General features: G+C 64.3%; 25 protein-coding genes. 15 read left to right on the top strand and 10 right to left on the bottom strand.

Going from position 1 to position 22,856, the window contains the following annotated elements:
* Nucleotides 1-133 precede the first annotated feature (133 nt).
* The gene (locus HNO51_RS11640) at nucleotides 134-544 is read left to right on the top strand and encodes an SRPBCC family protein (RefSeq protein WP_197447512.1); all 411 of its coding nucleotides are present in this window, start codon (nucleotides 134-136) and stop codon (nucleotides 542-544) included.
* A 296-nt stretch (nucleotides 545-840) separates the two neighbouring features.
* Here HNO51_RS11640 and HNO51_RS11635 read toward each other — a convergent pair whose 3' ends face one another.
* Together HNO51_RS11635 and HNO51_RS11630 are read right to left on the bottom strand one after the other, a co-directional pair.
* Entirely contained in the window at nucleotides 841-1,629 is a 789-nt protein-coding gene (locus HNO51_RS11635) for a universal stress protein (RefSeq protein ID WP_209537492.1), read from the bottom strand.
* Nucleotides 1,619-4,060, bottom strand: a complete 2,442-nt coding sequence (locus HNO51_RS11630) for a Lon protease family protein (RefSeq protein WP_242597104.1) — start codon at nucleotides 4,058-4,060, stop codon at nucleotides 1,619-1,621. The genes HNO51_RS11635 and HNO51_RS11630 overlap by 11 nt, the downstream gene beginning before the upstream one ends.
* 112 nt (nucleotides 4,061-4,172) lie before the next feature.
* Between HNO51_RS11630 and HNO51_RS21320 the strand changes: the two genes are divergently transcribed.
* From HNO51_RS21320 to HNO51_RS11620, 3 genes are read left to right on the top strand one after another with little or no spacing between them, the layout of a single operon-like run.
* Nucleotides 4,173-4,307: a glycine zipper domain-containing protein gene (locus HNO51_RS21320; RefSeq protein ID WP_479688687.1), complete on the top strand. Its 135-nt coding sequence runs from the start codon at nucleotides 4,173-4,175 to the stop codon at nucleotides 4,305-4,307.
* Between the two features lie 44 nt (nucleotides 4,308-4,351).
* Nucleotides 4,352-4,951, top strand: a complete 600-nt coding sequence (locus HNO51_RS11625; RefSeq protein WP_197447510.1) for a 2-hydroxychromene-2-carboxylate isomerase — start codon at nucleotides 4,352-4,354, stop codon at nucleotides 4,949-4,951.
* Between the two features lie 28 nt (nucleotides 4,952-4,979).
* Nucleotides 4,980-5,717, top strand: coding sequence for a tellurite resistance TerB family protein (locus HNO51_RS11620; protein WP_209537491.1), 738 nt, complete (start codon nucleotides 4,980-4,982; stop codon nucleotides 5,715-5,717).
* A 27-nt stretch (nucleotides 5,718-5,744) separates the two neighbouring features.
* On the opposite strand, the gene HNO51_RS11615 is transcribed toward HNO51_RS11620, so the two are convergent.
* The 6 genes from HNO51_RS11615 to pilB form a co-directional block, all read right to left on the bottom strand.
* Complete coding sequence (locus HNO51_RS11615; RefSeq protein WP_209539222.1) at nucleotides 5,745-6,608, bottom strand: DNA replication terminus site-binding protein; 864 nt, start codon at nucleotides 6,606-6,608, stop codon at nucleotides 5,745-5,747.
* Nucleotides 6,609-6,610: 2 nt separating this feature from the next.
* Nucleotides 6,611-6,838, bottom strand: a complete 228-nt coding sequence (gene yacG, locus HNO51_RS11610; RefSeq protein ID WP_197447508.1) for a DNA gyrase inhibitor YacG — start codon at nucleotides 6,836-6,838, stop codon at nucleotides 6,611-6,613.
* Between the two features lie 33 nt (nucleotides 6,839-6,871).
* Nucleotides 6,872-7,477 (bottom strand): dephospho-CoA kinase, encoded by a 606-nt coding sequence (coaE, locus tag HNO51_RS11605; protein WP_209537490.1) that lies wholly within the window; start codon nucleotides 7,475-7,477, stop codon nucleotides 6,872-6,874.
* Between the two features lie 19 nt (nucleotides 7,478-7,496).
* Complete coding sequence (locus HNO51_RS11600) at nucleotides 7,497-8,327, bottom strand: prepilin peptidase (protein WP_234283473.1); 831 nt, start codon at nucleotides 8,325-8,327, stop codon at nucleotides 7,497-7,499.
* Entirely contained in the window at nucleotides 8,324-9,556 is a 1,233-nt protein-coding gene (locus HNO51_RS11595) for a type II secretion system F family protein (protein WP_197447506.1), read from the bottom strand. The genes HNO51_RS11600 and HNO51_RS11595 overlap by 4 nt, the downstream gene beginning before the upstream one ends.
* A gap of 113 nt (nucleotides 9,557-9,669) precedes the next feature.
* Complete coding sequence (gene pilB, locus HNO51_RS11590; protein ID WP_209537489.1) at nucleotides 9,670-11,451, bottom strand: type IV-A pilus assembly ATPase PilB; 1,782 nt, start codon at nucleotides 11,449-11,451, stop codon at nucleotides 9,670-9,672.
* 385 nt (nucleotides 11,452-11,836) lie between these two features.
* Between pilB and HNO51_RS21265 the strand changes: the two genes are divergently transcribed.
* The 4 genes from HNO51_RS21265 (at nucleotide 11,837) to HNO51_RS11570 (ending at nucleotide 13,979) form a co-directional block, all read left to right on the top strand.
* Nucleotides 11,837-12,217 carry a prepilin-type N-terminal cleavage/methylation domain-containing protein gene (locus HNO51_RS21265; protein ID WP_422674237.1) on the top strand — a complete coding sequence of 127 codons (381 nt, stop codon included), beginning with the start codon at nucleotides 11,837-11,839 and terminating at the stop codon, nucleotides 12,215-12,217.
* A gap of 142 nt (nucleotides 12,218-12,359) precedes the next feature.
* A complete protein-coding gene (locus HNO51_RS11580; protein WP_209537488.1) occupies nucleotides 12,360-12,587 on the top strand; it encodes a DUF7305 domain-containing protein in 228 nt (75 codons plus the stop codon).
* An 83-nt stretch (nucleotides 12,588-12,670) separates the two neighbouring features.
* A complete protein-coding gene (locus HNO51_RS11575; protein ID WP_209537487.1) occupies nucleotides 12,671-13,195 on the top strand; it encodes an anti-virulence regulator CigR family protein in 525 nt (174 codons plus the stop codon).
* A gap of 256 nt (nucleotides 13,196-13,451) precedes the next feature.
* Entirely contained in the window at nucleotides 13,452-13,979 is a 528-nt protein-coding gene (locus tag HNO51_RS11570) for an HPP family protein (RefSeq protein ID WP_197447502.1), read from the top strand.
* A 38-nt stretch (nucleotides 13,980-14,017) separates the two neighbouring features.
* Here the strand turns inward: HNO51_RS11570 and HNO51_RS11565 are convergent, their stop codons facing one another.
* Entirely contained in the window at nucleotides 14,018-14,722 is a 705-nt protein-coding gene (locus HNO51_RS11565; RefSeq protein ID WP_197447501.1) for a Crp/Fnr family transcriptional regulator, read from the bottom strand.
* A gap of 394 nt (nucleotides 14,723-15,116) precedes the next feature.
* On the opposite strand from HNO51_RS11565, the gene HNO51_RS11560 reads away from it, so the two are divergent.
* Entirely contained in the window at nucleotides 15,117-15,500 is a 384-nt protein-coding gene (locus HNO51_RS11560) for a histone-like nucleoid-structuring protein, MvaT/MvaU family (protein WP_197447500.1), read from the top strand.
* Nucleotides 15,501-15,559: 59 nt separating this feature from the next.
* On the opposite strand, the gene HNO51_RS11555 is transcribed toward HNO51_RS11560, so the two are convergent.
* Nucleotides 15,560-16,429, bottom strand: coding sequence for a helix-turn-helix domain-containing protein (locus HNO51_RS11555; RefSeq protein WP_197447499.1), 870 nt, complete (start codon nucleotides 16,427-16,429; stop codon nucleotides 15,560-15,562).
* Nucleotides 16,430-16,764: 335 nt separating this feature from the next.
* Between HNO51_RS11555 and HNO51_RS11550 the strand changes: the two genes are divergently transcribed.
* The 6 genes from HNO51_RS11550 to cysQ all read left to right on the top strand — a co-directional run bounded on the left by HNO51_RS11550 (nucleotide 16,765) and on the right by cysQ (nucleotide 22,839).
* A complete protein-coding gene (locus tag HNO51_RS11550; protein WP_234283474.1) occupies nucleotides 16,765-17,061 on the top strand; it encodes a hypothetical protein in 297 nt (98 codons plus the stop codon).
* Nucleotides 17,062-17,068: 7 nt separating this feature from the next.
* The gene (locus tag HNO51_RS11545; RefSeq protein WP_209537486.1) at nucleotides 17,069-17,566 is read left to right on the top strand and encodes a hypothetical protein; all 498 of its coding nucleotides are present in this window, start codon (nucleotides 17,069-17,071) and stop codon (nucleotides 17,564-17,566) included.
* A 419-nt stretch (nucleotides 17,567-17,985) separates the two neighbouring features.
* A complete protein-coding gene (locus tag HNO51_RS11540) occupies nucleotides 17,986-18,993 on the top strand; it encodes an NAD-dependent epimerase (RefSeq protein WP_209537485.1) in 1,008 nt (335 codons plus the stop codon).
* A gap of 37 nt (nucleotides 18,994-19,030) precedes the next feature.
* Nucleotides 19,031-20,482, top strand: a complete 1,452-nt coding sequence (locus HNO51_RS11535; RefSeq protein WP_242597103.1) for an MBL fold metallo-hydrolase RNA specificity domain-containing protein — start codon at nucleotides 19,031-19,033, stop codon at nucleotides 20,480-20,482.
* 85 nt (nucleotides 20,483-20,567) lie between these two features.
* The gene (locus tag HNO51_RS11530) at nucleotides 20,568-21,890 is read left to right on the top strand and encodes a UDP-glucose dehydrogenase family protein (protein WP_209537484.1); all 1,323 of its coding nucleotides are present in this window, start codon (nucleotides 20,568-20,570) and stop codon (nucleotides 21,888-21,890) included.
* A gap of 142 nt (nucleotides 21,891-22,032) precedes the next feature.
* The gene (gene cysQ, locus HNO51_RS11525; protein ID WP_209539220.1) at nucleotides 22,033-22,839 is read left to right on the top strand and encodes a 3'(2'),5'-bisphosphate nucleotidase CysQ; all 807 of its coding nucleotides are present in this window, start codon (nucleotides 22,033-22,035) and stop codon (nucleotides 22,837-22,839) included.
* The last annotated feature ends 17 nt before the right edge of the window (nucleotides 22,840-22,856 follow it).

Raw genomic sequence — 22,856 nt, 5'->3', positions numbered from 1 at the left:
TGTTGGGTTACCTTGGACGAATGCTTGCGTAAGCGAAGATTAGCTATTCGCGTTAGCTATCGCCTAGCAGGACGGGTAACCTGCGGAATGAAAGTGGAGCATTTTAGCGTCGTACAGCAGCATAGGGAACCGCATGGCCACGATCGAACACAGCGCCATTCTCAAGGCCCCGCCGGAGCGGGTCTTTGCCCTGTTGGAGCGAGTCGAGGATTTCGCCGATTACTCCGACCTGATCAAGGCGATCGAGCCGCTCGGCGACGAGCGCTACCGCTGGCATGTGCACGCCGTGGGCATGGACTGGACCTTCGACGTGGCCATCACCGAGAACCGGCCACCCGAAGTGTTGGCCTGGGAGTCGGTGGATGGCGTGCACAATCAGGGCTGCTACCGGCTCAGCCCGGTGGAAGAGGGCACCGAGGTCTCCTTCACGCTGACCTATGCCATCCGCAACCGCCTGGTCGAGAAGGCCGTCACCAGGGCTGCCAAGCCGCTGGTGAACAAGGTCAGCCGTCAGATTCTCGAGCGGGTGGAAGCTCGTCTATAGCAAAATTTGATCGTCGAACCCTCTACTGGTCCTCGAGGGCAAGGACTACACTCGACTCGACGAGGCCGCTTCGGTCTCATTGAGGAATGCCGTCGTGTTTGAAGGGCTGATGTGGTGCCTTGCGGTGCTGGTGGCTCAGCTGGTCCTCCTCCATTATATCGATCGGCGTGTCGCCGCCATGCCGCGGCTGAAAGAGCCGCCTCTGGAAACGCCGGATGGTCCGGCTCCACCACCGCCCTTGACGACATCCCGCCGGGAAGGACAGCTTGACGCCTGAGAGGCATCGGACAGTCTGTCTACGGGATGATCAGGATTGGCAGCGGCACCCGTGCCACCAGCTGTTCATCCTCCCTGAGTAGCGCTTCCAGCTCGCAGCGGCGCAGCAGCAGCCCGCCGGCACTGGCGCGGTCGAGCCCCCGTTCCAGCTCCGCGGCGTGCCGGAGGGCCAGCGGGGAGATGCCGTCGAACAGCGATGCCAGCCAGGCCGGTAGCGAGGGTACGGCGCCTTTTCGGGCCGGGTCGTCCTCGTGCGCTGCCAGCCAGCGCAGCGGGCCGCGCCGGAAGGGGTGCGCCTCGTCCCACAGCAGCACGCTGCAGGGCGCTTCCATGATAAGGCGCCGGCTGGTGGTGCCGAGCCGCTTCCCCCAGCACTCGGTGCTGCCGGCCTTGCCGAGCACCAGCACATCCTCTGGTCCCGACCTGGCCAAGGCCTCGGCGGCAATCCGCCCGCGGCTGACCTCGAGCCGGTGGCGCAGCTCGCGCCCGGCCACCGCCGTGGCCAAGGCCTGCCGCACACGCCGCAGCTGGTGGGCGATGCTGGCTTCCAGGGCCTCGGGCGTGAGCGGGCGTGCCAGCCCCGACTGGGCGCCGATCTCGCAGGAGAAGGGAAAGGCGGCGCAGCGCAGCAGATCCAGGTCCTCGACGTAGAGCGCGACCAGCTCGACGTGGCGCTGGCTGGCCAGCTCTACCGCCGCGGCAAGCGCCGCCAGACTGTGGCGGGAGGCGTCGAGCAGTGCCAGTACCCGCGCCACGTCCCGGCTCGGCGCCTGGACGGCGGCGCCCTGCGGGGCATCGTCAGTGGTCATCGCTGTGCTCCTCGTCGACGCTGTCGGCGTCGCCATCCTTACCGTTCGCCTTGTCGCTCTCCTTGCCGTTTTCCTTGATCCTGCTCTGCTTGACCGCCTGGTGAAAGGCCTCCAGGCGTTCAGCGACACGGGCGTTCAGGCTCCCGGCGGGGTAGTGGCCTTCGCTATCGCGCTCGCCGGGCGTCAATCCGGTCAGCAACGCCAGCGCCTGGTCCAGGTGTTCGATCGCATAGACGCTGAAATCGCCGGCGGTGATGGCGTCGCGCACCTCGCGCTTGAGCATCAGGTGCTCGACGTTGGTGGCGGGCAGCAGCACCCCGTGGCCCTTCACGCCGCCGCGTGCCTGGCAGATGTCGAAGAAACCCTCGATCTTCTCGTTGACCCCGCCCACGGCCTGCACGCGACCGTGCTGGTCGATGGAGCCGGTTACCGCCAGGCGCTGGTCGATGCCCACACGGGCGATGGCCGAGATCAGCACGCAGGCCTCGGCCACCGAGGCGCTATCGCCCTCGATGCCGCCGTAGGACTGCTCGAAGGCCAGGCTGGCGGAGAGCGACAGCGGCGTATCCGGAGCATAGCGGCTGGCCAGGCAGCGCGACAGGATCATCACCGCCTTGGAGTGAATGCGCCCGCCCAGGCGCGCTTCGCGCTCGATGTCGACCACATGGCCGGGCCCGGGGCGGGCGGTAGCCGTGATGCGGGTCGGCTGGCCGAAAGCGTAGTCGCCCAGGCTCATGACCGAGAGGCCATTGACCTGGCCGACCACCGCCCCTTCGAGCTGGATGGCGACGGTGCCGCGGGCAATCGCTTCGTGGCTGCGCTCATGGATGCGGCTGGCGCGCCACAGTTGCTGGGCCACCGCCTTCTCCACGTGGCGTCGCGATACCACCTTGGCGTCATCGCGCTCGGCCCAGTGGTCGGCCTCCTCCAGCAGGTCGCTCAGGGCCCGATGGCGGGCGGTGAGCTTGCCCTGATCGTCGGCCAGGCGGCTGGCGCGCTCGATTACCGCCGCCACGCCGCTGCGGTCCAGCGGGCGCAGCGCCGACTCCCGTGCCAGGGTGGCCACCATGCGGGCATAGAGTGGCTGGTTGCCGTGGTTGCGCTCGAGCTCGTCCTCCAGGTCGGCCTGCACCTTGAACAGCTCGAGGAAGTCGGGGTCGTGTTCGCACAGCAGGTAGTAGAACAGGCGCTCGCCGAGCAGCACCACCTTGAGGTCCAGCGGTATCGGCTCGGGCTCCAGCGTGGTGGTGCTGATCAGGCCATAGGCCTGCTCCAGCGATTCGGTGCGGATCTCGCCGGCGCGCAATACCCGCTTGAGCGTCTCCCAGGCGCCGGCATGCATCAGTATGGCGCGCACGTCCACCACCAGGTAGCCGCCGTTGGCACGGTGCAGGCCGCCGGCGCGAATCAGCGAGTAGTCGGTCAGCAGGGTGCCGTTGTGTACGTGGTGCTCGATGCGTCCTACCAGGTGCTGATGGGTCGGCAGGTCGAGATAGACCACCGGTGCGCCTTCGCAGCCGGTATGGTCGACCAGCAGGTTGATCGCGAAGCGGTTGAAGATCGCCTCCGGCGGCATTTCGGGTTCGTCGGCGATGAACGAATCGACGTGCAGAGCCATCGCCTCACGAATCGCGCGCAGGTGATCCAGAACACCGTCGTAGTCGGCGTAGCGCTCCTCCAGTTCGGCCAGCGGTGCGTCGATGGCGCTCTGCAGCATCTCCCCGTTCAGCGCCGAGATCTGCTCGCGCAGCTGCTTCGCCAGGCGCGGCATGTGGCGAATGGCCTGGGCCAGTTTCTTCTGCAGCACCTGCACCGTGCCTTCGATGCGCTCGCGGTCGTCCCTGTCGAGTTGCTCGTATTCCTCGGGGGGCATCATCCGCTCATCGTCGCCCGCCGGGGCGAAGGTGAATCCGTTGGGCGTCGAGAGCAGCAGGATGTCGTGCTCGCGCGCCTCGCGGCGCACCGCCTCGATGGCATCGCGCTGGCGTTCGCCCATGGCCTGCTTCAACTCATGCAGGCGGTTCTGGTACTCGTCGCCCTCGAACACGGCGGGAATGGCCGAGCGCAGCTCCTCGGCCAGCTGCTCGAGATCGGCCCGCAGCACCCGGCCCATGCCGGTGGGCAGCAGCAGGTGAAGCGGCTGCGCGGGATCGTCGAAGTTATAGCGGTAGGCGATGTCCGGCGGGGTGGCCTCGCCCCGCGAACGTTCGGCGAGGAAGCGCCCCACCAGCTGATGCTTGCCGTGCCCGGGGTGGCCCAGCACGAAGAGGTTGAAGCCGTCGCTGCGCATCGAGGTGCCGAAGTCCAGCGCATCGCGGGCGTGGGCATGGCCGCTCAGCATGTCCAGCGACTCGAGCTCGCTGGTCACTTCGAAGTCGAAGGCATCCTCGGGGCAGGCGCGGTAGACCTGCGTCACGTCCAGAGCTTTCACCAGGCATTCTCCTCAATGCTAATACAGCTCAGTATGGGGGAGAGGCGACAAGTCTGCATGATGCAGGTCAATATGACGGGCGGGGGCACACGGCGGTGAACAAGGAGACGGAATGCTAATGTGGATCGCCATAGGCATTGCCCTCGGGAGTGCCATTGGCAGTATGCTGGATAACCTACCCCTGGGCATTGGTATCGGCGTAGCGCTCGGCATCGGCTTGCACTCCGCTCGAGGCCCGAAGGAGTAGCGGCGCTGGGGTTGTCACCATCGGCTTACCAGAGAGGAGCCACCATGACCTTCACCTTCTGGTTCGAATTCGCCAGCACCTACTCCTATCCCGCCGCCATGCAGCTCGAGCACAAGGCCGCCGAGCGGGGCATCGAGGTGCGCTGGCAGCCGTTCCTGCTGGGGCCGATCTTCCAGGCCCAGGGCTGGAACGACACGCCCTTCAAGCTGTTTCCGGCCAAGGGGCGCTACATGTGGCGCGACATCGAGCGCGTGTGCGATCGCGACGGCATCCGCTTCCGCCGCCCCTCGCAGTTCCCTCGCAGCGGGCTGCTGGCGGCACGCATTGCCAACTGGCATGCCGGCGAGCCTTGGGTGCCGGCATTCGTGCGCAGCGTCTACCGCGCCAACTTCGAGCACGACGAGGAGATCGCCGACCCCCAGGTCATTGCCAACTGCCTGGCGGAACTCAAGCTCGACGCCGCGGCGCTGCTGGAGGAGGGCCAGCGCCCCGAAGCCAAGCAGGCGCTGCGTGACGCCACGGCCCGGGCCGAGGCGTTGGGCATCTTCGGCGCGCCGTTCTTCATGGCCGGCGACGAGCCGTTCTGGGGCTACGACCGCATGGAACAGGCACTGGAGTGGTATGCATCGTCAGGCGTTGCCTGACATCGATTCATTCATAGGAGAGCAGTCGATGAACGCCAGCAAGATCCTGCAACAGCTGATGCAGCAAGCCGGTGGCCTGAAGCCTGGCGGCCAGGGGCGCGGCGGCGTGGACGTGAAGGGCATGCTCGAAGGCCTGACTCGCCAGTTGGGTGGCGGGGCTTCGGGCCAGGCACCTGCCGGCGGCAGCGGCCTGGACGTCAAGAGCCTGCTGGGCGGCGGCGCCATGGGGCTGCTGGTCGGCTCCAAGCGCGGCCGCAAGCTCGGCGGCAAGGCGCTCAAGTACGGTGCGGTCGCCGCGGTCGGCGTGCTGGCCTGGAAGGCCTGGCAGAACTCGCAGGCCGCCAAGGCCGGGGGTGTGCAGGCGGCCGGCGATGCCGAGGGCGAGCGGGTCGAGGTGCTGGAAGGCGAGCTGCAGGAGCGCCGCAGCCTCGAACTGCTGCAGGCGATGATCATGGCCGCCCGCGCCGACGGGCATATCGACGCGCAGGAGCGCGAGCTGATCGCCCAGCAGATCGACGCCCTGGGCGCCGACGACGAGCTGCATCGCTGGGTCGAGCGGCAGCTCAGCGCCCCGCTGGATGCCGACGCGCTGGCGCGTCAGGCTGACTCGCCCCAGGCGGCGCGCGAGATGTACCTGATCAGCGTGGCGGTGATCGACGAGCAGAACCCCATGGAGCGGGCCTGGCTCGACCAGCTGGCCAAGGCGCTCGAACTCACGCCGGAGCTGGCGGGCGAGCTGGAACATCAGGCGCAGCAGGCGGGCTGACAGCCCAGGCGGGCGATACGGCTCGCCTCAGCGGTAGCGATAGATCCGCAGCGACGGCAGGTAGGGGTGTTCTTCCAGCTTCTCGTCGCTGCGGCGGGCTCGGGTACGGCTTGGCGGCGGTGCGGCCGGCGGCAGGTTGTGGTCGGGCAGGCGCCCGCGCGGCGCCGGCAGGAACAGCGGCAGCGCCACGTTCATGGCACGCCGGCTGCGCCCGTCTTCCAGCGGCTCGCAGTAGAACAGGTTGGCGCGCATCAGCGGCGCCTGGCTCTGCACCTGGGCCAGCGGCTCGCTCGAAGGCAGGGCGGCCAGCTTGCGTAGCTGAATGCGCACGTGGGGGGCGTCGCTGTCCAGCGCCAGCAGCTTCTTCTCCACCTCGCGCACCGTGAGCCGCTTGATCGAGCGGCCGCTCGAGTACCAGGCCAGACGCACCCGGGCCACCGGCGCCTCGGCCACGGGAATGGCACGCCAGCACTGCTTGAGGTGCAGCCGGGCCAGGCCGCTGCCGCGCAGGTGGTCGTGCAACTGGGGGTGACGGAACGGCAGCACCGCCTTGGCCTCGGCCAGCAGCGGCGGATGATTGTCGCGTATGTGTGCCAGTTGGGCGGCGAATTCGGCCTTGGCCGCGTTCACTTCGGCCACCCTGGCCATCAGGGCCTCGTCGGCGGCCACCAGGCCGACGTGGCTGCGGGTGGCGCGGCCGTCCTGGCCATCGGTGTACCAGAAGTCGAGCAGCGCGCGGCGCAGCCACTCGGTGCTGGCCTCGGCCTGGAAGGCCCAGGCCTCGGCGGGAGACGCGGCGTACGCCTCCAGCAGCGCCTCGCTGCATTCGATCAACCTGTCGAAGGCGACCTCAAGTTCGGCCAGCAGCCGATAGGACGGCGCCGGGGCCAGGCTCACCGATCGTCGCCTCGATCGGCGCGGGCGAGCCACTCGTCGATATTGGTCTCGTCGAGTGCCGGCTCGCCGGCGATCCGGTGCGACTCATCGGCCCAGGCGCCCAGGTCGATCAGTTTGCAGCGCTCGCTGCAGAAGGGGCGGTAGGGGTTGGTCTCGCTCCACGCCACCTTCTTCTGGCATTGTGGGCAGGCGACGGTCAGGGGGCGTTGGTCGTGTTGGCTCATGAAACCCAAGCGGTTGGTGGCTTTCCGAACATTCTAGCGGTTCTCGGCCAACTCTCGATAGCGTCGATCGAGCTCGGCTACCTGAGCGGCGAGCGCCGCCTCGCTGCCGCTGTTGTCGATTACGTCGTCGGCGCGGGCCAGGCGTTCGCTGCGCGGCATCTGGGCGGCCAGGATGGCGCGGGCCTGCTTCTCATCGACGTCGTCGCGGGCGGCGGTGCGGGCGAGCTGCACGCTTTCCGGCACGTCGATCACCAGGCGGCGATCGACCATCTCGCTCTGGCCCGACTCGAATAGCAGCGGCGAGACCAGCAGCACGTAAGGTGCGCCTGTGCGCTGGAGGCGTTCCAGGTGGGCCAGGATCCGCTGACGGATACGCGGATGAGTGACCGATTCGAGCCACAGCCGCTGGTTCGGGTCGGCAAACACGATCTCGCGCAGCGCGCGGCGGTTCAGGCTGCCGTCCGCCTGCAAGACCTGTCCGCCGAAGCGCGCAGCGATCTCGGCCAGCGCCGGTTCGCCGGGCTCGACTACCTCGCGGGCCACGTCGTCGGCGTCCACCCAGGGAACGCCCAGCGCCGCGAAGGCCCGTGCCACGGTGCTCTTGCCGGAGGCGATGCCGCCCGTTACGCCAACGATCAAAGACGCTCTCCCACGCTTATCAAATGAAGCTGATATAGGTAGCCATCAATGGTTCGCCCACCAGCAGCGCGATCCAGCCCGAAGCCGCCAGGTAGGGGCCGAACGGCATCGGGGCGCCGCGCAGCCGGGGCAGGGCGAGCTGCACCAGGATGCCGACGATGGCGCCCACGCCGGCGGAAAGGATCAGTACCATCGGCAGGTACTGCCAGCCGAGCCAGGCACCCAGGGCCGCCAGTAGCTTGAAGTCGCCGTAGCCCATGCCCTCCTTGCCGGTCACCAGCTTGAACAGCCAGTAGACGCTCCACAGGGCAAGATAGCCCGCCATGGCCCCGATCACCGCACTGGTGAGCATCAGCGGCTGGAACAGCAGCTGGTAGAGCAGGCCGGCCCACAGCAGCGGCAGGGTCATCATGTCCGGCAGCAGCTGGGTGCGCAGGTCGATCACGGCCAGGGCCAGTAGCGCCAGGCAGGCGCCGAACACGAACAGGCCCTGCCAGGTGGCCCCGTAGAGCGTCAGCACGGCCAGCGCCAGGGCGGCGCCGGCCAGCTCCACCAGCGGATATTGCGGGCTGATCCGGGCCTGGCACGAGGCACAGCGACCGCGGCGCTTGAACCAGCCGATCAGCGGCAGGTTGTCGTGCCAGGCGATGGGCGTTTCACAGCGCGGGCAGAGCGAGCGCGGCACCAGCAGGTTGAAACGGGGCGTCTCCTCCTCGGGCAGTTCCAGCGCCTCGCGGGCCTCGGCCCGCCAGCCCAGCATCAGCATGACCGGAAGGCGCACGATCACCACGTTGAGGAAGCTGCCCAGGCACAGGCCCAGCACGGCCGCCAGCGGCCAAAGCACACTCACAGCACCGTGCCCAGTTCGAAGATCGGCAGGTACATGGAGACCACCAGGCCGCCGACCAGGATCCCCAGTACCACGATGATCAGCGGCTCGAGCAGCGAGGTGAGGGCGTCGACCTTGTTGTCGACCTCCTCCTCGTAGTAGTCGGCCACCCGGTTGAGCATGGCGTCCAGCGCGCCGGACTCCTCGCCGATACCGACCATCTGCACCGCCAGCGCGGGGAAGCGCTCGGTCAGGCGCATCGCGAAGTGGAGCTGCTGGCCGGTGGAGACGTCCTCGCGGATCTGCCGGGTGGCACGCTCGTAGACCAGGTTGCCGGTCGCCCCGGCGGCGATGTCCAGCGCTTCCACCATGGGCACGCCGGCGCCGTAGGTGGTGGCCAGGGTGCGGGAGTAGCGCGCCACCGCCGACTTGTCGAAGATGTCGCCCAGCACCGGCACCTTGAGCAGGAACGCATGCACGCGGTAGGCAAAGGTCGGCGAACGCTTGATGCCCTGGCGCATCAGATAGACGAAGGCGATCAGGCCGCCAAGCCCCCACAGCCAGTACTGCTGGGCGAACTCGGAAAGGGCGATGGTCATGCGGGTCATGGCCGGCAGTTCGGCGCCGAAGCCGTGGAACAGGCTCTCGAACTGGGGTACCACCTTGATCAGCAGCAGCGCGGTGACCCCGATCCCCACCAGGATCACCGCGATCGGATACCACAGCGCCTTCTTCACCCGGCCCTTGAGCGATTCCACCTTCTCCTTGTAGGTGGCGATCCGGTCGAGCATGCGGTCGAGCGAGCCGGAGCTCTCGCCGGCCTCCACCAGGTTGCAGAACAGGCTGTCAAAGTGCTCGGGGTGATTGCGCAGCGCCTGGGAAAAGCTCGAGCCGGCCGCCACCTCGTTCATCATCTGTTGTACCACCGCGCTCATGGCCGGCTTGCGGATACTCTCGGCGACTACCTGAAAGGCCTGCAGCACCGGCACCCCGGCGCGGATCATCGTGGCCATCTGGCGGGCAAAGAGCATGGTATCCCTGGGCTTGATGGTGCCCATGCCGCCGGTGAGCCCGCTCTTGCGGCGGACGTTCTTGACGATGATGTTCTGGTTGGCCAGCTCGCGCTCCACCTCGAACTTCTCGGCGGCCACTATCTCGCCGCTGACCAGGCGCCCGCCGGGACCCTTGCCCGTCCAGCGCCAGCGGTAAAGCTTGAGCTTCCTTGGCGCTCTCGCCGTTTTGGTTGCCATAGATTCCCTGCTGCAGTTTCGATGGTAGGTTTTCTTTCCCTTATTATCGGATCAAGTGTGCCTGACTTAAGCGTTCTTCATTGAGTTACAAAGCAAAAAGATGCAGCAATTTGTTAATCCTTCGTGACCCGATTGACCTCGGTCAGGCTAGTGATGCCCTGCATCACCTTCAACAGCCCGCTGCGGCGCAGGTCCGGGTGGCCCTCCTGGCGCGCCAGGCTGTCGAAATCCATCGAATTGCCGTTGCGCATGATCAACTGGCTCATGGCGTTGCTGATCGGTACCACTTCATAGATGCCCACACGCCCCTTGTAGCCGTGGGTGCAGTGCTTGCAGCCTACGGCTTCGTACACCGTGGCACTATTCACCTCCTGCTCGGTGAAGCCCTCCTGCAGCAGCGCCTCGCGGGGCAGTTCGGCCTCCTGGCGGCAGTGCTTGCACAGCCGCCGGGCCAGGCGCTGGGCGATGATCAGGCTCACGGAGCTGGCGATGTTGAACGGCGGCACGCCCATGTTGGCCAGCCGGGTCAGGGTCTCCGCGGCGGAGTTGGTGTGCACCGTGGAGAGCACCAGGTGGCCGGTCTGCGATGCCTTGACGGCGATCTCGGCGGTCTCGAGGTCGCGGATCTCACCCACCATCACCACGTCCGGGTCCTGACGCAGGAAGGCGCGCAGCGCGCTGGCGAAGTCGAGCCCGATCTTGGGCAGCACGTTGACCTGGTTGACCCCGGGCACCTTGATCTCGACGGGGTCCTCGGCGGTACAGATGTTACGCTGCACCTCGTTGAGGATGTTCAGGCCGGTATAGAGCGTCACCGTCTTGCCGCTGCCGGTAGGGCCGGTGACCAGGATCATGCCCTGGGGGTGGTCCATCACGCCTTCGTAGAGTGCGCGCTGCTCCGGCGTGAAGCCCAGCGCATCGATGCCGATCTGCGCCGAGGTGGGGTCGAGGATACGCAGCACGATCTTTTCGCCGTACACGGTCGGCAGCGAGTTCACGCGGAAGTCGATCGAGCGGGTCTTCGAAACCTTCAGCTTGATCGCGCCGTCCTGCGGCAGGCGGCGCTCGGAAATGTCCAGCCGCGCCATCACCTTCAGGCGCGCGGCAATTCGCGATCGCATGGCGAAGGGCGGGCGAGCCGCCTCCATCAACATGCCATCCACGCGCATGCGCACCCGGTAACTGGTCTCGTAGGGCTCGAAATGGATGTCCGAAGCGCCGCGGCGTATGGCATCCAGCAGGATCTTGTTGACGAACTTGACGACCGGCGCATCGTCGGCACCGCTCTGGGCGGCGTCGGTGGCGCGCTCGTCGCTGATGTCGACGCCATCCTCGAATTCCAGCTCGCTGACCGCATCGTCCACGCCGGCCAGCTCGTTCATCATGCTCGAGTCGTGCTGGGCCAGGTAGGCCTCGAGCACCGGCATCAGTTGATCCACCGGGCAGAGCACGGCCTCGATGCTCAGCCCGGTGGCGAACTGTAGCTCATCGAGCAGGGCCAGGGTGGAGGGGAAGGGCACCGCCACGGTCAGACGGTGGCTGCGGCGGCTGAGCGGCACGACACACAGCTTGCGCAGCAGCTTCTCGGGGTACTCACTGGCCGGAGGCAGGCTCGCCAGGCGCAGCGCGTCCAGGTCCACCAGCGGCAGGCCGTACTCCCATGCCGCGCACAGCGTGCCCTGGCGGGCCGTGACCAGGCCGGTGTCGATCACATGCTGCAGCAGGCTGGTTTCCGCCTCGCGCGCCTCGTGCTCGGCCCGCTCGGCGGCCGCACGGGACAGCAGCTCATACTCCACCAGCCGGCGAGTGAAACCGCGCAGCCCCTCGGTATCAGCCGCACGCTGCTGGCTGGCTGTCTCATGAGCACCGACCGGTGCCGTTCGATAGTCGTTCATGGCGCCTCAGGCACAGGCCCGCAAGGGCGGTGAGCGATAGGGTACCCCGCATTCTAGACCGTTGGTATGCTTCGTCACAGCAAGCTGACAAACGCCACGCCAACTGGTATTAACTTCGTCATGGCTTATGCTGAAGTAAACTTCCTACCTACGTAGGTAGCGCTTGCGGTACTGGGGCTGAGTCATCTAATGTTAGCGCAAGGCTCTCGATAGCCGCGAAGAAGGGCGCGAACTCAGGCAGTTACGCAAAAAGCTTGAGAAGGCCCTGCAAGGGGACAGGCAAGGCCCAAGGGCCGAGCCACGACATGGCGGTGATCGAGCCGCAGGTGCAACCGCCCAGGGCTGAACGCAGCCACCGGGCACCACAGAGCAGGGGACGACTGCGATGAACGTGAAAGAAATGATGAAGAAACGAGCAGCCGCCAAACAGGGGCAGGGCGGTTTCACCTTGATCGAACTGCTGATCGTCGTGGCGATCATCGGCATTCTGGCGGCGATAGCCATTCCGCAGTATCAGAATTATACGGAGAGAGCAGCGAATCGGGCATGCTTGGCTGATGCAAGGAATTATGCTAATTTAGTCGCAGTCGAAATTAGCGAACCAGATGGCGATGTCAGTAATATACAATTCACAAGTGAATCCTGTGAAACAGGGCCTACATATGATGAGGGTACAGGAGATGTTACTGCTACATCTGCTGATCCTGGAAATGAAGATCATACGATTAGTGTAACCACTCCCAGCTCAACTACCCCTACAACTTGATGAATGAGAAAGGCTACCCGAGACGGGTAGCCTTTTTGTTCTTCTTTAGCCAATGCACCATCGCGCCTAGCGAATCTGACAATGACTGCGATACTGTCCGTAATCTCCATCCCATGATGATTCATCTAACGGTAGGTCCGGCGTGTTCATCGGCGGTGCCTCGAACTTCTACGGCCAGATCATCGCGCCAAACTCCCATGTCGAAGTGACCGGTAGTGGCCAGTTCTTTGGCGAAGTCGTGGGCAGAAGCATCGAGGTCAAGGGAGCGGGTGGCTTTCACTACGATGAAGCCTTCGACGACACTGAAGGTGGCATTGGCGAAGGAGGAATGGTGGCGATGCCGAGCTTGCAGGGGGTGTGGCTCGACTAGGGAACATGCCATTTCGTTGCACGTTGATTGCGCATTCCTCTCCTAGGCTGGAAAGGTGAGCCAATCTGCCAAGGAGTGTCACCATGCTGCATGCCAAGCGAATTCTCCTGACGAGCGTGGCGGTGCTGGTTCTGGCCTCGACGCAGGCCCAGGCGCAGCCGGGCGATAATCGCGGCCAGGGGCAGGGTCAGGGTCATGGAAAAGGGCAGGAGCAGAGAGAAGTGCCGGCCCAGCCGGGGCGGGGCCAGGGCGAGCCAGGGCGGGGGGCGAGCGAAGGTAACGACTGGCGCGGCGAGGGGCGGGATGAGCGCCGCGCTGTTGCCGACGGCCCGCGCTTCGACGAGCGCGAAATCCGCCGCCTGCTGATCGAGCGTCGCGACTGGATCGAGATCGACCGCGGTGCCGAGAGCCTGCCGCCCGGCGTGCGCATGAACCTGGAGCGCGGCAAGCCGCTGCCTCCCGGCATCGCCATGCAGCTGGACGAGCGCCTCCTGCGCGACCTGCCGCACTACGACGGCTACGAATGGCGCCGGGTCGGCCCCGACGTCGTCCTGGTGGATGCCGCCAACGCTATCGTCTACGAGATCCTGCGCGACATCTTTTACTGATTCTCGTACATGCATGCCTGGCTGCGCTCGTCTTGGCGTTATGGAAGCCATCGCCCTGGCATGCCGCGCCAGGGCGATGTGCATTGCTGCACAGGCCGGTGGGCGGCAGCTCAGCCTCGAGCCGGTTCCCTTCCTGTCGAGCGGTAAAAACTGACCCCGGTCAACAGATTGGCATGTTCTTATAAAAAAACTTGCCTTCACATTTGTGGTGCGCTCTGAGAGACTCCTGCACCTATTTTGTGCAAACCGAAGGCAGATGAAGACTTACCTCAGCAAGATGCGCGCCGAACGAACCCGAGCCCCCAGCCCCGACTGGCAGGACGCTTTGTGGTCGTGGTTCGGTGCCTTCCTCGGCATGGGGGCCATCTGCTGGCTGAATGCGCACTGGCTCTCTCACCATCTCTTGATCGTGGCCTCCTTCGGCGCCACCTCGGTGTTGCTCTACGCCGCGCCCGAGAGCCCCTTCGCCCAGCCGCGCAACGTCCTGTTCGGCAGCATGCTCTCTGCCTTGGTGGGGGTGGCTTGCTTCAAGCTGCTGGGCAGTACGGCACTGGCGGTAACGCTTGCCGTATCGCTCTCGGTGCTTGCCATGCAGCTCACCCACACCGTGCATCCGCCGGGTGCCGCCGCGGCACTGGGTGCCGTGATCGGCGGCGAGACCATTGCCACCCTGGGTTGGTGGTATCCCCTGATGCCGATCGGCATTGGCTGTGGCGTCATGCTGGTAGTGGCGATTCTGGTCAATAACCTGGCCCGCCATCGGCGTTACCCAAGTTACTGGTAAAGGCTGAAACGACGGTTGGCGGGTTAGGGGGGGCTTGCTCAAGAGGACAGTTCAAGATCGTCTTGCCTGAAATCGCCCAGTGTGGCCAGGCCGCGCCAGTTCTTGATCCGGATCTGCTTGTGGTCGCAATTCTCTATCAGCCCCTTGCGCTTGATCTTGCTGATCGAGCGGCTGACGTGAACGCTGGAAAGGCCCAGAACGTCGGATATCTCGGTTTGCGTCAGTGGAAAGAAGTAGCGGCCCCGATAGGTGAGTCCGGCGGCATGAGAGCGGGCATAGCATTCGCACAATAAATTGGCGATGCGCCCCTCGGCGCTGCGTGCCGAGACATTGATGATCCAGTTCAGCGCCGTACTGTGGCTGATATGGCCCGAGGCCCTAAACAGGCGAAGTATTCTGGGGCGCTCGAACAATCGCTCTGCACCCGCCGGATCTATGGTAGTGAAGCGCAGCGGCGTTATGGCCTTGATGGAAAACTCCAGGCGGGCGTGCAGGCCCTGGCCATTGTCACTGATATCGCCGGGCAGCAACAACGAGGTTATGGGTTCGCTGCCGTCGCGCAGCATCCTGTAGCGGCAGGCCCAACCCTTCTCGATCAGGTGCAGGCACTTCAGCGTCTCGCCCTCGCGGGCCAGGTGGCTGCCTTTCTTCACCTCCTGGGCCGGGCCGACGTAGCTATCGAAAATTCGCTTGTCTTCGGAGCATAAGTCGTTGCGTGCCTTGAAATTATGGAACAAGTACATGACATCCCTTTCGTCGTATCCGCGATCGAATCTGCTTCAACGTGCCTAGTGAGTGTAACAAAGGGAGCGAGGTGTACAAATTTCTAAATTAGGTTATACTTATTCATTCTGTGTGCTCATGGCCGCATCACCCTCGGGCCAATTTACAACTCTCGGCGAGAGGCGCACCGGCTGGAATCTATGCTCGTATTATCTTGCTGGCTTCAAGAGAGCTGTTTCAGTTCGAGAACGCTGTGGTAACGAAGGATTGCTTGCCTGCAGTGCTAATCGTTTTTCTATTTGACGCAGCCGATGAGAGTCGGCTAAAAATAACCTCAAGTATTGTCATTTTGTTCGAGTTGTTGTATTCATAGGCGGCATTCCATAACATCCTCCCATTGCAAGGACCGTGTATATGTCTCTTCTCAGCGAATTCATGCAGAAAGAACAGCAGCTCAAGCAGCTTCAGGCTGAAATGGAGCGGCTGCAGAACGATGAGCGACTGAAAGCTGAGCTGGAATTCAAGGACAAGCTTGAAGCGTTGATGCGTGAGTTCAACAAGAGCTCCGCCGATGTAATCGGCCTGCTCGAGCCAAAGGGTGGCAAGTCTGCACCGGCGGCCAAGGCAGCGGCAACTTCCAGCACCGGGCGGCGCAAGCGCAAACTGAAGATCTACAAGAACCCGAAGACCGGCGAAGTGGTGGAAACACGCGGCGGCAATCAGAAGACACTCAAGGCGTGGAAGGACGAGTTCGGCTCCGACACCGTCGAAGGCTGGCTGGTTCGAGTCGAGTCCTGATTCCCAGGCAGGTTCGAGCGGAAGAGGGCGCCGCCAGCTGCGCGGCCCCTCGTTTCGGTTCAGGCCTGCTGAACGGGAAGCCTGACCAGCACGCCTTTCTCGTTCCATTCCACCTGAACGGCATCGCCGCTGGCGTGAAGCCCCTGTTCGGGAAGGCATTCGCAGACCAGATACTGAACCACGTCCGGAATTTCCTCCAGCGACCCCAGTTCCACGCTAGCCTGCTGCTGGGCCGGCAGGTTCAGCAGGCGAAAGGAAGCGGGTATCGCAATTCCCGGGGCTTCGTTGCGATCGACGAGTGGCCCGACGTCAATGCGTTCCATGTCGCTCGGTAGCGGAATGTTGTGCAGCAGGGCAATGGTTTGCCCTTGGCGCAAGCGATCCGGAAGGCTCTCAACGCCCTTGGCGTATTGGGTCCACTTCCGCAGCACCCCGAGCGGGTGGCCGCGCTCCTTTCGGTATAGACGCGTCACCAGGGCCTGGCGCGCCGGCGCCCAGCGGATTTCATGATGGGGTGGGTCACCGCCATGCCCCTGGCAAAAGGGGTTGTGGTGAAGTTTCAATCGCAACGCCTGGCGGTATTGGCGTGGAGTTTGATTGTGGTATCGTTGGAAGGCACGGCTGAAAGCGGAATGATTTCGATAGCCACACCGGGTTGCAATAGACTGAATAGAGAAAGGGGTAAACGCCAGCAGGCGCGCCGCCTTCTCCAGCCGCAGACTATCGCGATAAGCGCTAGGGGACAGACCAAAGCATTGCTTGAACCTGCGCCGGACCTGTGAGGTCGAGTAACCGAGTCGGCTGGCGAGGTCTTCTATTCCCTGCTGGCTATCCAAATGGTCCTGCAGCCAGATCTCTGCCCGCATCATCTCGTTAAACATAACTGTCCCTTGCTCGAAGCGCAGCAAAATGAAGGTTGCTGCATCCATTAACAAACGCTGATGCTACCGATGGCGCCTGGAAATGCCAGGCAGGCATAACGCCATCGATTTTTATGGTTTTTGTGCGTCTCTTTATGCGCTTTCGCGGGAGGCAAAGGCAAGTTTGGTTAACGGATTTGACCGTTTGTGCATAATAGTAGCAAGGTGCGATACGGTGCTCCTTTGCGTGAGCCCATGTGTCTTATCAGTTTAGCGTACTGGCCGACCTTCGCTACTCGGTGCGTTGGCGGTATACTCGGCCCCACAACCATCGGGTGCCGCCCACGTGTGAGGCCAGCCAATTGCGCTGCTCCAACCAGGTACTTGAGCAATCACGGATAACGATGAGAAACCAGAAGCCCAACCGATCGATGGATGAGCGCGAGAAGCTGCGCAAGTTTCGTGAACTTGACGATGCCTTCGCCCAGGCACTGCGCGAGCTGGAAAAACCCAGTTCCCGTCTCGATATTCCCACCGGGCCGCCGGTGCGCAGCTTGGCGGAGCTGGAAGCGGAAGAGCAACAGCAACGCCAGCAGGCGTTCGAAACGCGGCTCCAGTCTCTGATGAAGGAGTACGCCCAGCCCAGGGAGAGCGTGGCCGACCTGCTGCGCACTCTGCACACGCTCGGCCATATCGCCTGATTCACCCATGACCGACCTGTCTGCTCCGATGACCTATCTGCTGGTGATGGGCAGCGTGGCGCTGTCCGTGTTGTTCACGCTCGGCTGGGCGTTTTCACGCCTGCTGCGCTGGCTGGCCGCCGGCCTGCCGCTGAGGGGTGGCAAGGCCGGGCGCAAGCCCGCCAAGCGCAGTGGCGCGACGCGCCAAGCCGGTGCGGCCAAGGCCTCTCGCAGTGCCAACGCCGGCAGCAGGCGCAAGGCCAAGGCCAAGGCTGGTGCCAAGCCCCCCAGCGAGCCCTGGGCCCTCACCCGACGCCTGGCCGAGTGGCGCTCCAGCATCGCCATGGCGATGGTGGCGGCGCCCACGTATCTCGTCGCCCGTCTCGTCGAACACGGCATGAGTTTTCGTCCGCCGCATGACGTGCCTAGCGGCTTTACCACGCTGGTGATCGTCCTTGGCTGGCTGGCCGCCGGCCTGATTCTGCTCGCACTTCTCCATCGGCTGGCCGTCTGGCGCTGTCGTTGATGAAACGTTGCTGAGAGCTCTTCTCGGTAAACAGTGCTACGGGCCGTCATATTTTCGTAAGAAGCGAACAAGCATCTGACGATTCAGCACTATTTAGCCCTTATTCCGCGGTAGAGCATCGCCTCCGAGTGCCGTAGAATTGCGTCATTCCAATAACGATACCCGGCAGGGGCCTGAAAGCGCGGCTTTCATGTCGAGCTTCAGGAAGCCGAGCGATGGCTCGGCGGCGGACCGTGAGCAGCCGCGACCAGGGCTGGACCATGCCCTGGGGCTCGCCGTAGTCATTGACGCTACGCTTCCGTTCCCGATCCGGTATCGCTACGCAGCAGGGCCAGGGAACCGCCCGGAACAATCCCCGGGCGGTAGCGTGCCTGAACGGTGGCGGCCCATTCTCTACCCCACGCAAGGGAACGAACCGAGTGAAACTGCTGATCACCGGCATCGCCGGCTTCGTCGGCCACGCCGTGGCCAAGCGCCTGAGCGGGCTTGGCCACGAGATCGTCGGTATCGACAACCTCAACACCTACTACGACGTCTCGCTCAAGCAGGCGCGCCTGCACGACCTGGCCGACTGCCACGACATTCGCTTCATCCACATGGACCTGGGCGACCGCGAGGCCATGGCCGCGCTGTTCCGCGAGAACGAATTCGACCGGGTGATCCACCTGGCCGCCCAGGCCGGGGTGCGCTATTCGCTGGACAACCCCCATGTCTACGCCGACTCCAACCTGATCGGCCACCTCAACGTGCTGGAAGGGTGCCGGCAGCACAAGGTGGGGCACCTGGTCTACGCTTCCTCGAGCTCGGTCTACGGCATGAATGCCAAGACCCCGTTCGCCACCAGCGACAGCGTGGATCACCCCGTCAGCCTCTACGCGGCCACCAAGAAGGCCAACGAGCTGATGAGCCACACCTACGCGCACCTCTACGGCGTGCCGATGACCGGGCTGCGTTTCTTCACCGTCTACGGCCCCTGGGGCCGGCCCGACATGGCCATCTTCAAGTTCGTCAAGGCGATGTTCGAAGGCAAGCCGATCCAGGTCTACAACCACGGCGACATGTCGCGGGACTTCACCTACGTCGATGACATCGTCGAAGGCATCGTGCGCATCCTGGATGTCATCCCGCAGCCCAACCCCGACCGCGCCGCCGCCACTGCCCGGCCGGACCAGAGCACGGCGCCCTTTGCGCTCTACAACATCGGTTACGGTGCGCCGGTCTCGCTGATGAGCTTCATCCGCGCGCTGGAAGCCGCCACCGGGCGCGAGGCCATCTGCGAGTACCTGCCCATGCAGCCCGGCGACGTGCCGCGCACCTGGGCCGACACCGAAGCGCTGCTCAAGGCCACCGGCTACCGCCCCAAGGTGAGCGTGGAAGAGGGCGTGAAGCGCTTCGTCGAGTGGTACCGCGGGTTTTATGGCGTTTAATTTTTTAAGCTCAAGACAATAAGTAAGGGATGACTTCTTGAACATCGTTCATCACGGCGGCGGGGCGGGCGTGACCGGCAGCTGCCACCGCCTGCAGATCGCGGCGGATCGGGCCCTGCTCGTCGACTGCGGCATCTTCCAGGGGCAGGATGCCGAGCGCGTCGACAGCCTCGAGCAGCACGCCGTGCGCTTCCCGGTGGACGACGTGCTGGCGCTGGTGGTCACCCACGTGCACATCGACCACATCGGCCGGCTGCCCTACCTGCTGGCGGCAGGCTACCAGGGGCCGATCCTCTGTTCGGTGCCCTCGGCTCGGCTGCTGCCCTTGGTGATCGAAGACGCGCTCAAGATTGGCTTCACCCGTGACCGGCACTTGATCGAGCGTTTCCTGACCGAAGTGCAGGGACGGCTGGTAGCGCTGGATTACCAGACCTGGCACACCGTGCTCGACGACGAGCGCCACCACGTGCGGGTCAAGCTACAGCGCGCCGGGCACATCCTCGGCTCCGCCTACGTGGAAGTGGATACGCTGGAGAAAGCAAGCGGTCAGGCCCAGCGCACCGTTTTCTCCGGCGACCTGGGCGCGCCCTACGCGCCGCTGCTGCCCGCGCCCAAACCGCCGTATCGTGCCGACGTGCTGGTGCTCGAGAGCACCTACGGCGACCGCCTGCATGAAGACAGGCGCCACCGCCGCGTGCGATTGAAAGCCGCCATCGACAGGGCGCTCGCCAACGGCGGCACGGTGGTGATCCCCGCCTTCAGCGTGGGCCGCACTCAGGAACTGCTCTACGAGCTGGAAGGGCTGATCCATAACGCCCGCAACGAGCGCTGGCGCGAGCTCGAAATCATCGTCGATTCCCCCCTGGCCGCCCGCTTCACCGAGGTGTACCGCGAACTCAAGCCGTGGTGGGACGCCGAAGCGCACAAGACACTGCGCAGCGGCCGCCATCCGCTCAGCTTCGAGAATCTCTACACCGTGGACAGCCACCAGGAACACGAGCAGACCGTCGCCTACCTGGCCGAGAGCGGCCGGCCGGCCGTGGTCATCGCCGCCAGCGGCATGGCCAGCGGCGGCAGGGTGGTGAACTACCTCCAGCGCATGCTCGGCGACGAACGCCACTGTGTGCTGTTCACCGGCTACCAGGCCCACGGCACCCCCGGCCGCGACATTCAGCGCTTTGGGCCCAAGGGCGGCTGGGTCATGCTCGACGGCCAGCGCATCGACATTCGCGCCCGGGTGGAAACCGTGAGCGGCTACTCGGCCCACGCCGACCAGCATGACCTGCTCAACTTCGTGCGCCGCATGCGCCACCCGCCGCGGGAAGTGCGCCTGGTGCACGGCGACCCCCACGCCCAGGCCGCGCTCAAGGCCAAGCTGCAGGAGTGGGCCGAAGAGGCAGGGCATGAGATGAGAGTCACCTTGGGTGGCGATTCTCTCGCTGATGACACAGGCGCTGCGAAGGGTGCACTCGCACCGGCCACGGCGTGAGCAGAGCCGCGCAACAGATTCAAGGTAGCGGGAACATCATTGCCCGCTATATCTCTTAGAGAAGAGCGTACATAAAGGAACGGCAATGAACGTTACCGTATTCGGAACCGGCTACGTGGGCTTGGTGCAGGGAGCCGTGCTGGCCGACGTGGGCCACCACGTGGTGTGCGTGGACGTGGATGCCGCCAAGGTGGAGCGCCTGAGCAAGGGCGAGATTCCCATCTACGAGCCGGGCCTGGAGCCGCTGGTGAAGGAGAACCATGCCGCCGGCAGGCTCAAGTTCACCACCGATGCCGCCGAAGGCGTCAAGCACGGCCAGGTGCAGTTCATCGCCGTGGGCACCCCGCCGGACGAAGACGGCAGCGCCGACCTCAAGTACGTGCTGGCCGTGGCCGAGACCATCGCCCAGCACATGGAGCGCGACCAGGTCATCATCAACAAGTCCACCGTGCCGGTGGGCACCGCCGACAAGGTGCGCGACAAGGTGGATCACGTGCTGGAAGCCCGCGGGCGCAAGGACCTGCGCTTCGACGTGGTCTCCAACCCGGAATTCCTGAAAGAGGGCAGCGCGGTCAGCGACTGCCAGCGGCCCGACCGCATCATCATCGGCACCTCCAGCCGGGTGGCGGAAGACATGCTGCGCGAACTCTACGCGCCGTTCAGCCGCCAGCAGGACAAGATGATCGTGATGGATGTGCGAAGCGCCGAGCTGACCAAGTACGCCGCCAACTGCATGCTGGCCACCAAGATCAGCTTCATGAACGAAATGGCCAACCTGGCCGAGCGCCTCGGGGCGGACATCGAAATGGTGCGCCAGGGCATCGGTTCCGACCCGCGCATCGGCTACCACTTCATTTATCCCGGCGTGGGTTACGGCGGCTCCTGTTTCCCCAAGGACGTGCAGGCACTGATTCGCACTTCCGACGCCATCGACTTTGATGCCAAGGTGCTCAAGGCGGTGGAAGCGCGCAACGAGGAACAGAAGACCACCCTGTTCCAGAAGATCCACAAGCACTACCAGGGCAACCTGAAAGACAAGACCTTCGCCATCTGGGGCCTGGCCTTCAAGCCCAACACCGACGACATGCGCGAAGCCCCCAGCCGCGTGCTGATGGAAGCGTTGTGGGAGGCGGGCGCCAAGGTGCAGGCCTTTGACCCGGAAGCCATGGAAGAGGCCCAGCGAATCTACGGCAACCGCGATGACCTCTCCCTGTGCGGTACCAAGGAAGCCACCCTGCGCGGCGCCGATGCCCTGGTGATCGTCACTGAATGGCAGAGCTTCCGCGCCCCGGAATTCGAGCTGATCAAGCAGCAGCTCGCCGAGCCGCTGATCTTCGATGGGCGCAACATGTTCGAGCCGAAGCGCATGGCGATCAAGGGGTTCACTTATTACTCGGTGGGGCGATAGCTCTTGGTGAAGGTTGAGTTCGACGTTTTGCTTCTTGCTTATGTCTGCCCAAGCCTGATCGTCGGCGTTTCCGCATGAAGGCTCATGCCGCTGGTATGGCCATCTTGAGAGGTTTGTTTTGACGAGTTTCGTTACTGATCGCATGCGCGCCCGCTTGATCGATGGCGTTCTTGCCGCGGGGCGCGAGGTGATCTCGATCTACGATCACGGCTTCAGCGTCGAGACCAAGGATGACAAGAGCCCACTGACCGAAGCGGATATGGCCTCCCACCACGCCCTGGTGGATCTGCTGGAAAACCTTGCCCCACAGGTGCCGACTCTTTCCGAGGAATCCGCGGAGATTCCTTTCGCCACGCGCAAGGCCTGGCAGCGCTACTGGTTGATCGACCCGCTCGACGGCACCAAGGAGTTCATCAAGAAGAACGGCGAATTCACTCTCAACGTGGCGTTGATCGAGGATGGCGTGCCGGTGTTCGGCATCGTCCATGCGCCTGTACTGCGCACCACCTGGATCGGGCAACAGGGGCAGGGCGCATGGAAACAGGTAGACGAGGGGCCGTGCCATACCATCACCGTGCGCGCGCTGCCAGATCCCGACCAAGAGGCCTGGCAGGTAGTGGGCAGCCGTCTTCATGGCTCGGAGGAATTCGAAGCCTTCTGTCGCATTCTGCCCAATCATGAATGTGCAACCATGGGCAGCTCGCTCAAGCTTTGCCTCGTTGCCGAGGGCAAGGCCGATCTTTATCCGCGCCTGGCACCGACCAGCGAATGGGACACGGCGGCGGCCCAGGCCGTGGTCACTGCAGCGGGCGGCCAGGTGCTGAACGCCCATACCCTAGAGCCGCTGCGCTGCAACCAGCAGGAGAGTGTGCTCAATCCGTTCTTCATCGTGGCCGGCGAGCGGGATTCGCGCTGGGAATCGGCCCTGCGGGCTAGTCTGAAGAGTTAAGAAAGAACCCAAGGTTT

Source organism: Billgrantia sulfidoxydans (genome assembly GCF_017868775.1).
Classification (GTDB): Bacteria; Pseudomonadota; Gammaproteobacteria; order Pseudomonadales; family Halomonadaceae; genus Halomonas; species Halomonas sulfidoxydans.
The sequence above is the reverse complement of the archived record's forward strand: the minus strand, read 5'-3'. Positions and strand labels throughout refer to the sequence as shown.

Coding starts and splice junctions, on each gene's coding strand:
- HNO51_RS11640 (WP_197447512.1), top strand. CDS start 134: ATGGCCACGATCGAACACAGCGCCATTCTCAAGGCCCCGCCGGAGCGG.
- cysQ (WP_209539220.1), top strand. CDS start 22,033: ATGCGCGCCCGCTTGATCGATGGCGTTCTTGCCGCGGGGCGCGAGGTG.
- HNO51_RS11530 (WP_209537484.1), top strand. CDS start 20,568: ATGAACGTTACCGTATTCGGAACCGGCTACGTGGGCTTGGTGCAGGGA.
- HNO51_RS11570 (WP_197447502.1), top strand. CDS start 13,452: ATGAAGACTTACCTCAGCAAGATGCGCGCCGAACGAACCCGAGCCCCC.
- HNO51_RS21320 (WP_479688687.1), top strand. CDS start 4,173: ATGCTAATGTGGATCGCCATAGGCATTGCCCTCGGGAGTGCCATTGGC.
- HNO51_RS11620 (WP_209537491.1), top strand. CDS start 4,980: ATGAACGCCAGCAAGATCCTGCAACAGCTGATGCAGCAAGCCGGTGGC.
- HNO51_RS11565 (WP_197447501.1), bottom strand. CDS start 14,722: ATGTACTTGTTCCATAATTTCAAGGCACGCAACGACTTATGCTCCGAA.
- HNO51_RS21265 (WP_422674237.1), top strand. CDS start 11,837: ATGAACGTGAAAGAAATGATGAAGAAACGAGCAGCCGCCAAACAGGGG.
- HNO51_RS11545 (WP_209537486.1), top strand. CDS start 17,069: ATGACCGACCTGTCTGCTCCGATGACCTATCTGCTGGTGATGGGCAGC.
- HNO51_RS11635 (WP_209537492.1), bottom strand. CDS start 1,629: ATGACCACTGACGATGCCCCGCAGGGCGCCGCCGTCCAGGCGCCGAGC.
- HNO51_RS11625 (WP_197447510.1), top strand. CDS start 4,352: ATGACCTTCACCTTCTGGTTCGAATTCGCCAGCACCTACTCCTATCCC.
- yacG (WP_197447508.1), bottom strand. CDS start 6,838: ATGAGCCAACACGACCAACGCCCCCTGACCGTCGCCTGCCCACAATGC.
- HNO51_RS11550 (WP_234283474.1), top strand. CDS start 16,765: ATGAGAAACCAGAAGCCCAACCGATCGATGGATGAGCGCGAGAAGCTG.
- HNO51_RS11575 (WP_209537487.1), top strand. CDS start 12,671: ATGCTGCATGCCAAGCGAATTCTCCTGACGAGCGTGGCGGTGCTGGTT.
- HNO51_RS11560 (WP_197447500.1), top strand. CDS start 15,117: ATGTCTCTTCTCAGCGAATTCATGCAGAAAGAACAGCAGCTCAAGCAG.
- HNO51_RS11595 (WP_197447506.1), bottom strand. CDS start 9,556: ATGGCAACCAAAACGGCGAGAGCGCCAAGGAAGCTCAAGCTTTACCGC.
- HNO51_RS11555 (WP_197447499.1), bottom strand. CDS start 16,429: ATGGATGCAGCAACCTTCATTTTGCTGCGCTTCGAGCAAGGGACAGTT.
- pilB (WP_209537489.1), bottom strand. CDS start 11,451: ATGAACGACTATCGAACGGCACCGGTCGGTGCTCATGAGACAGCCAGC.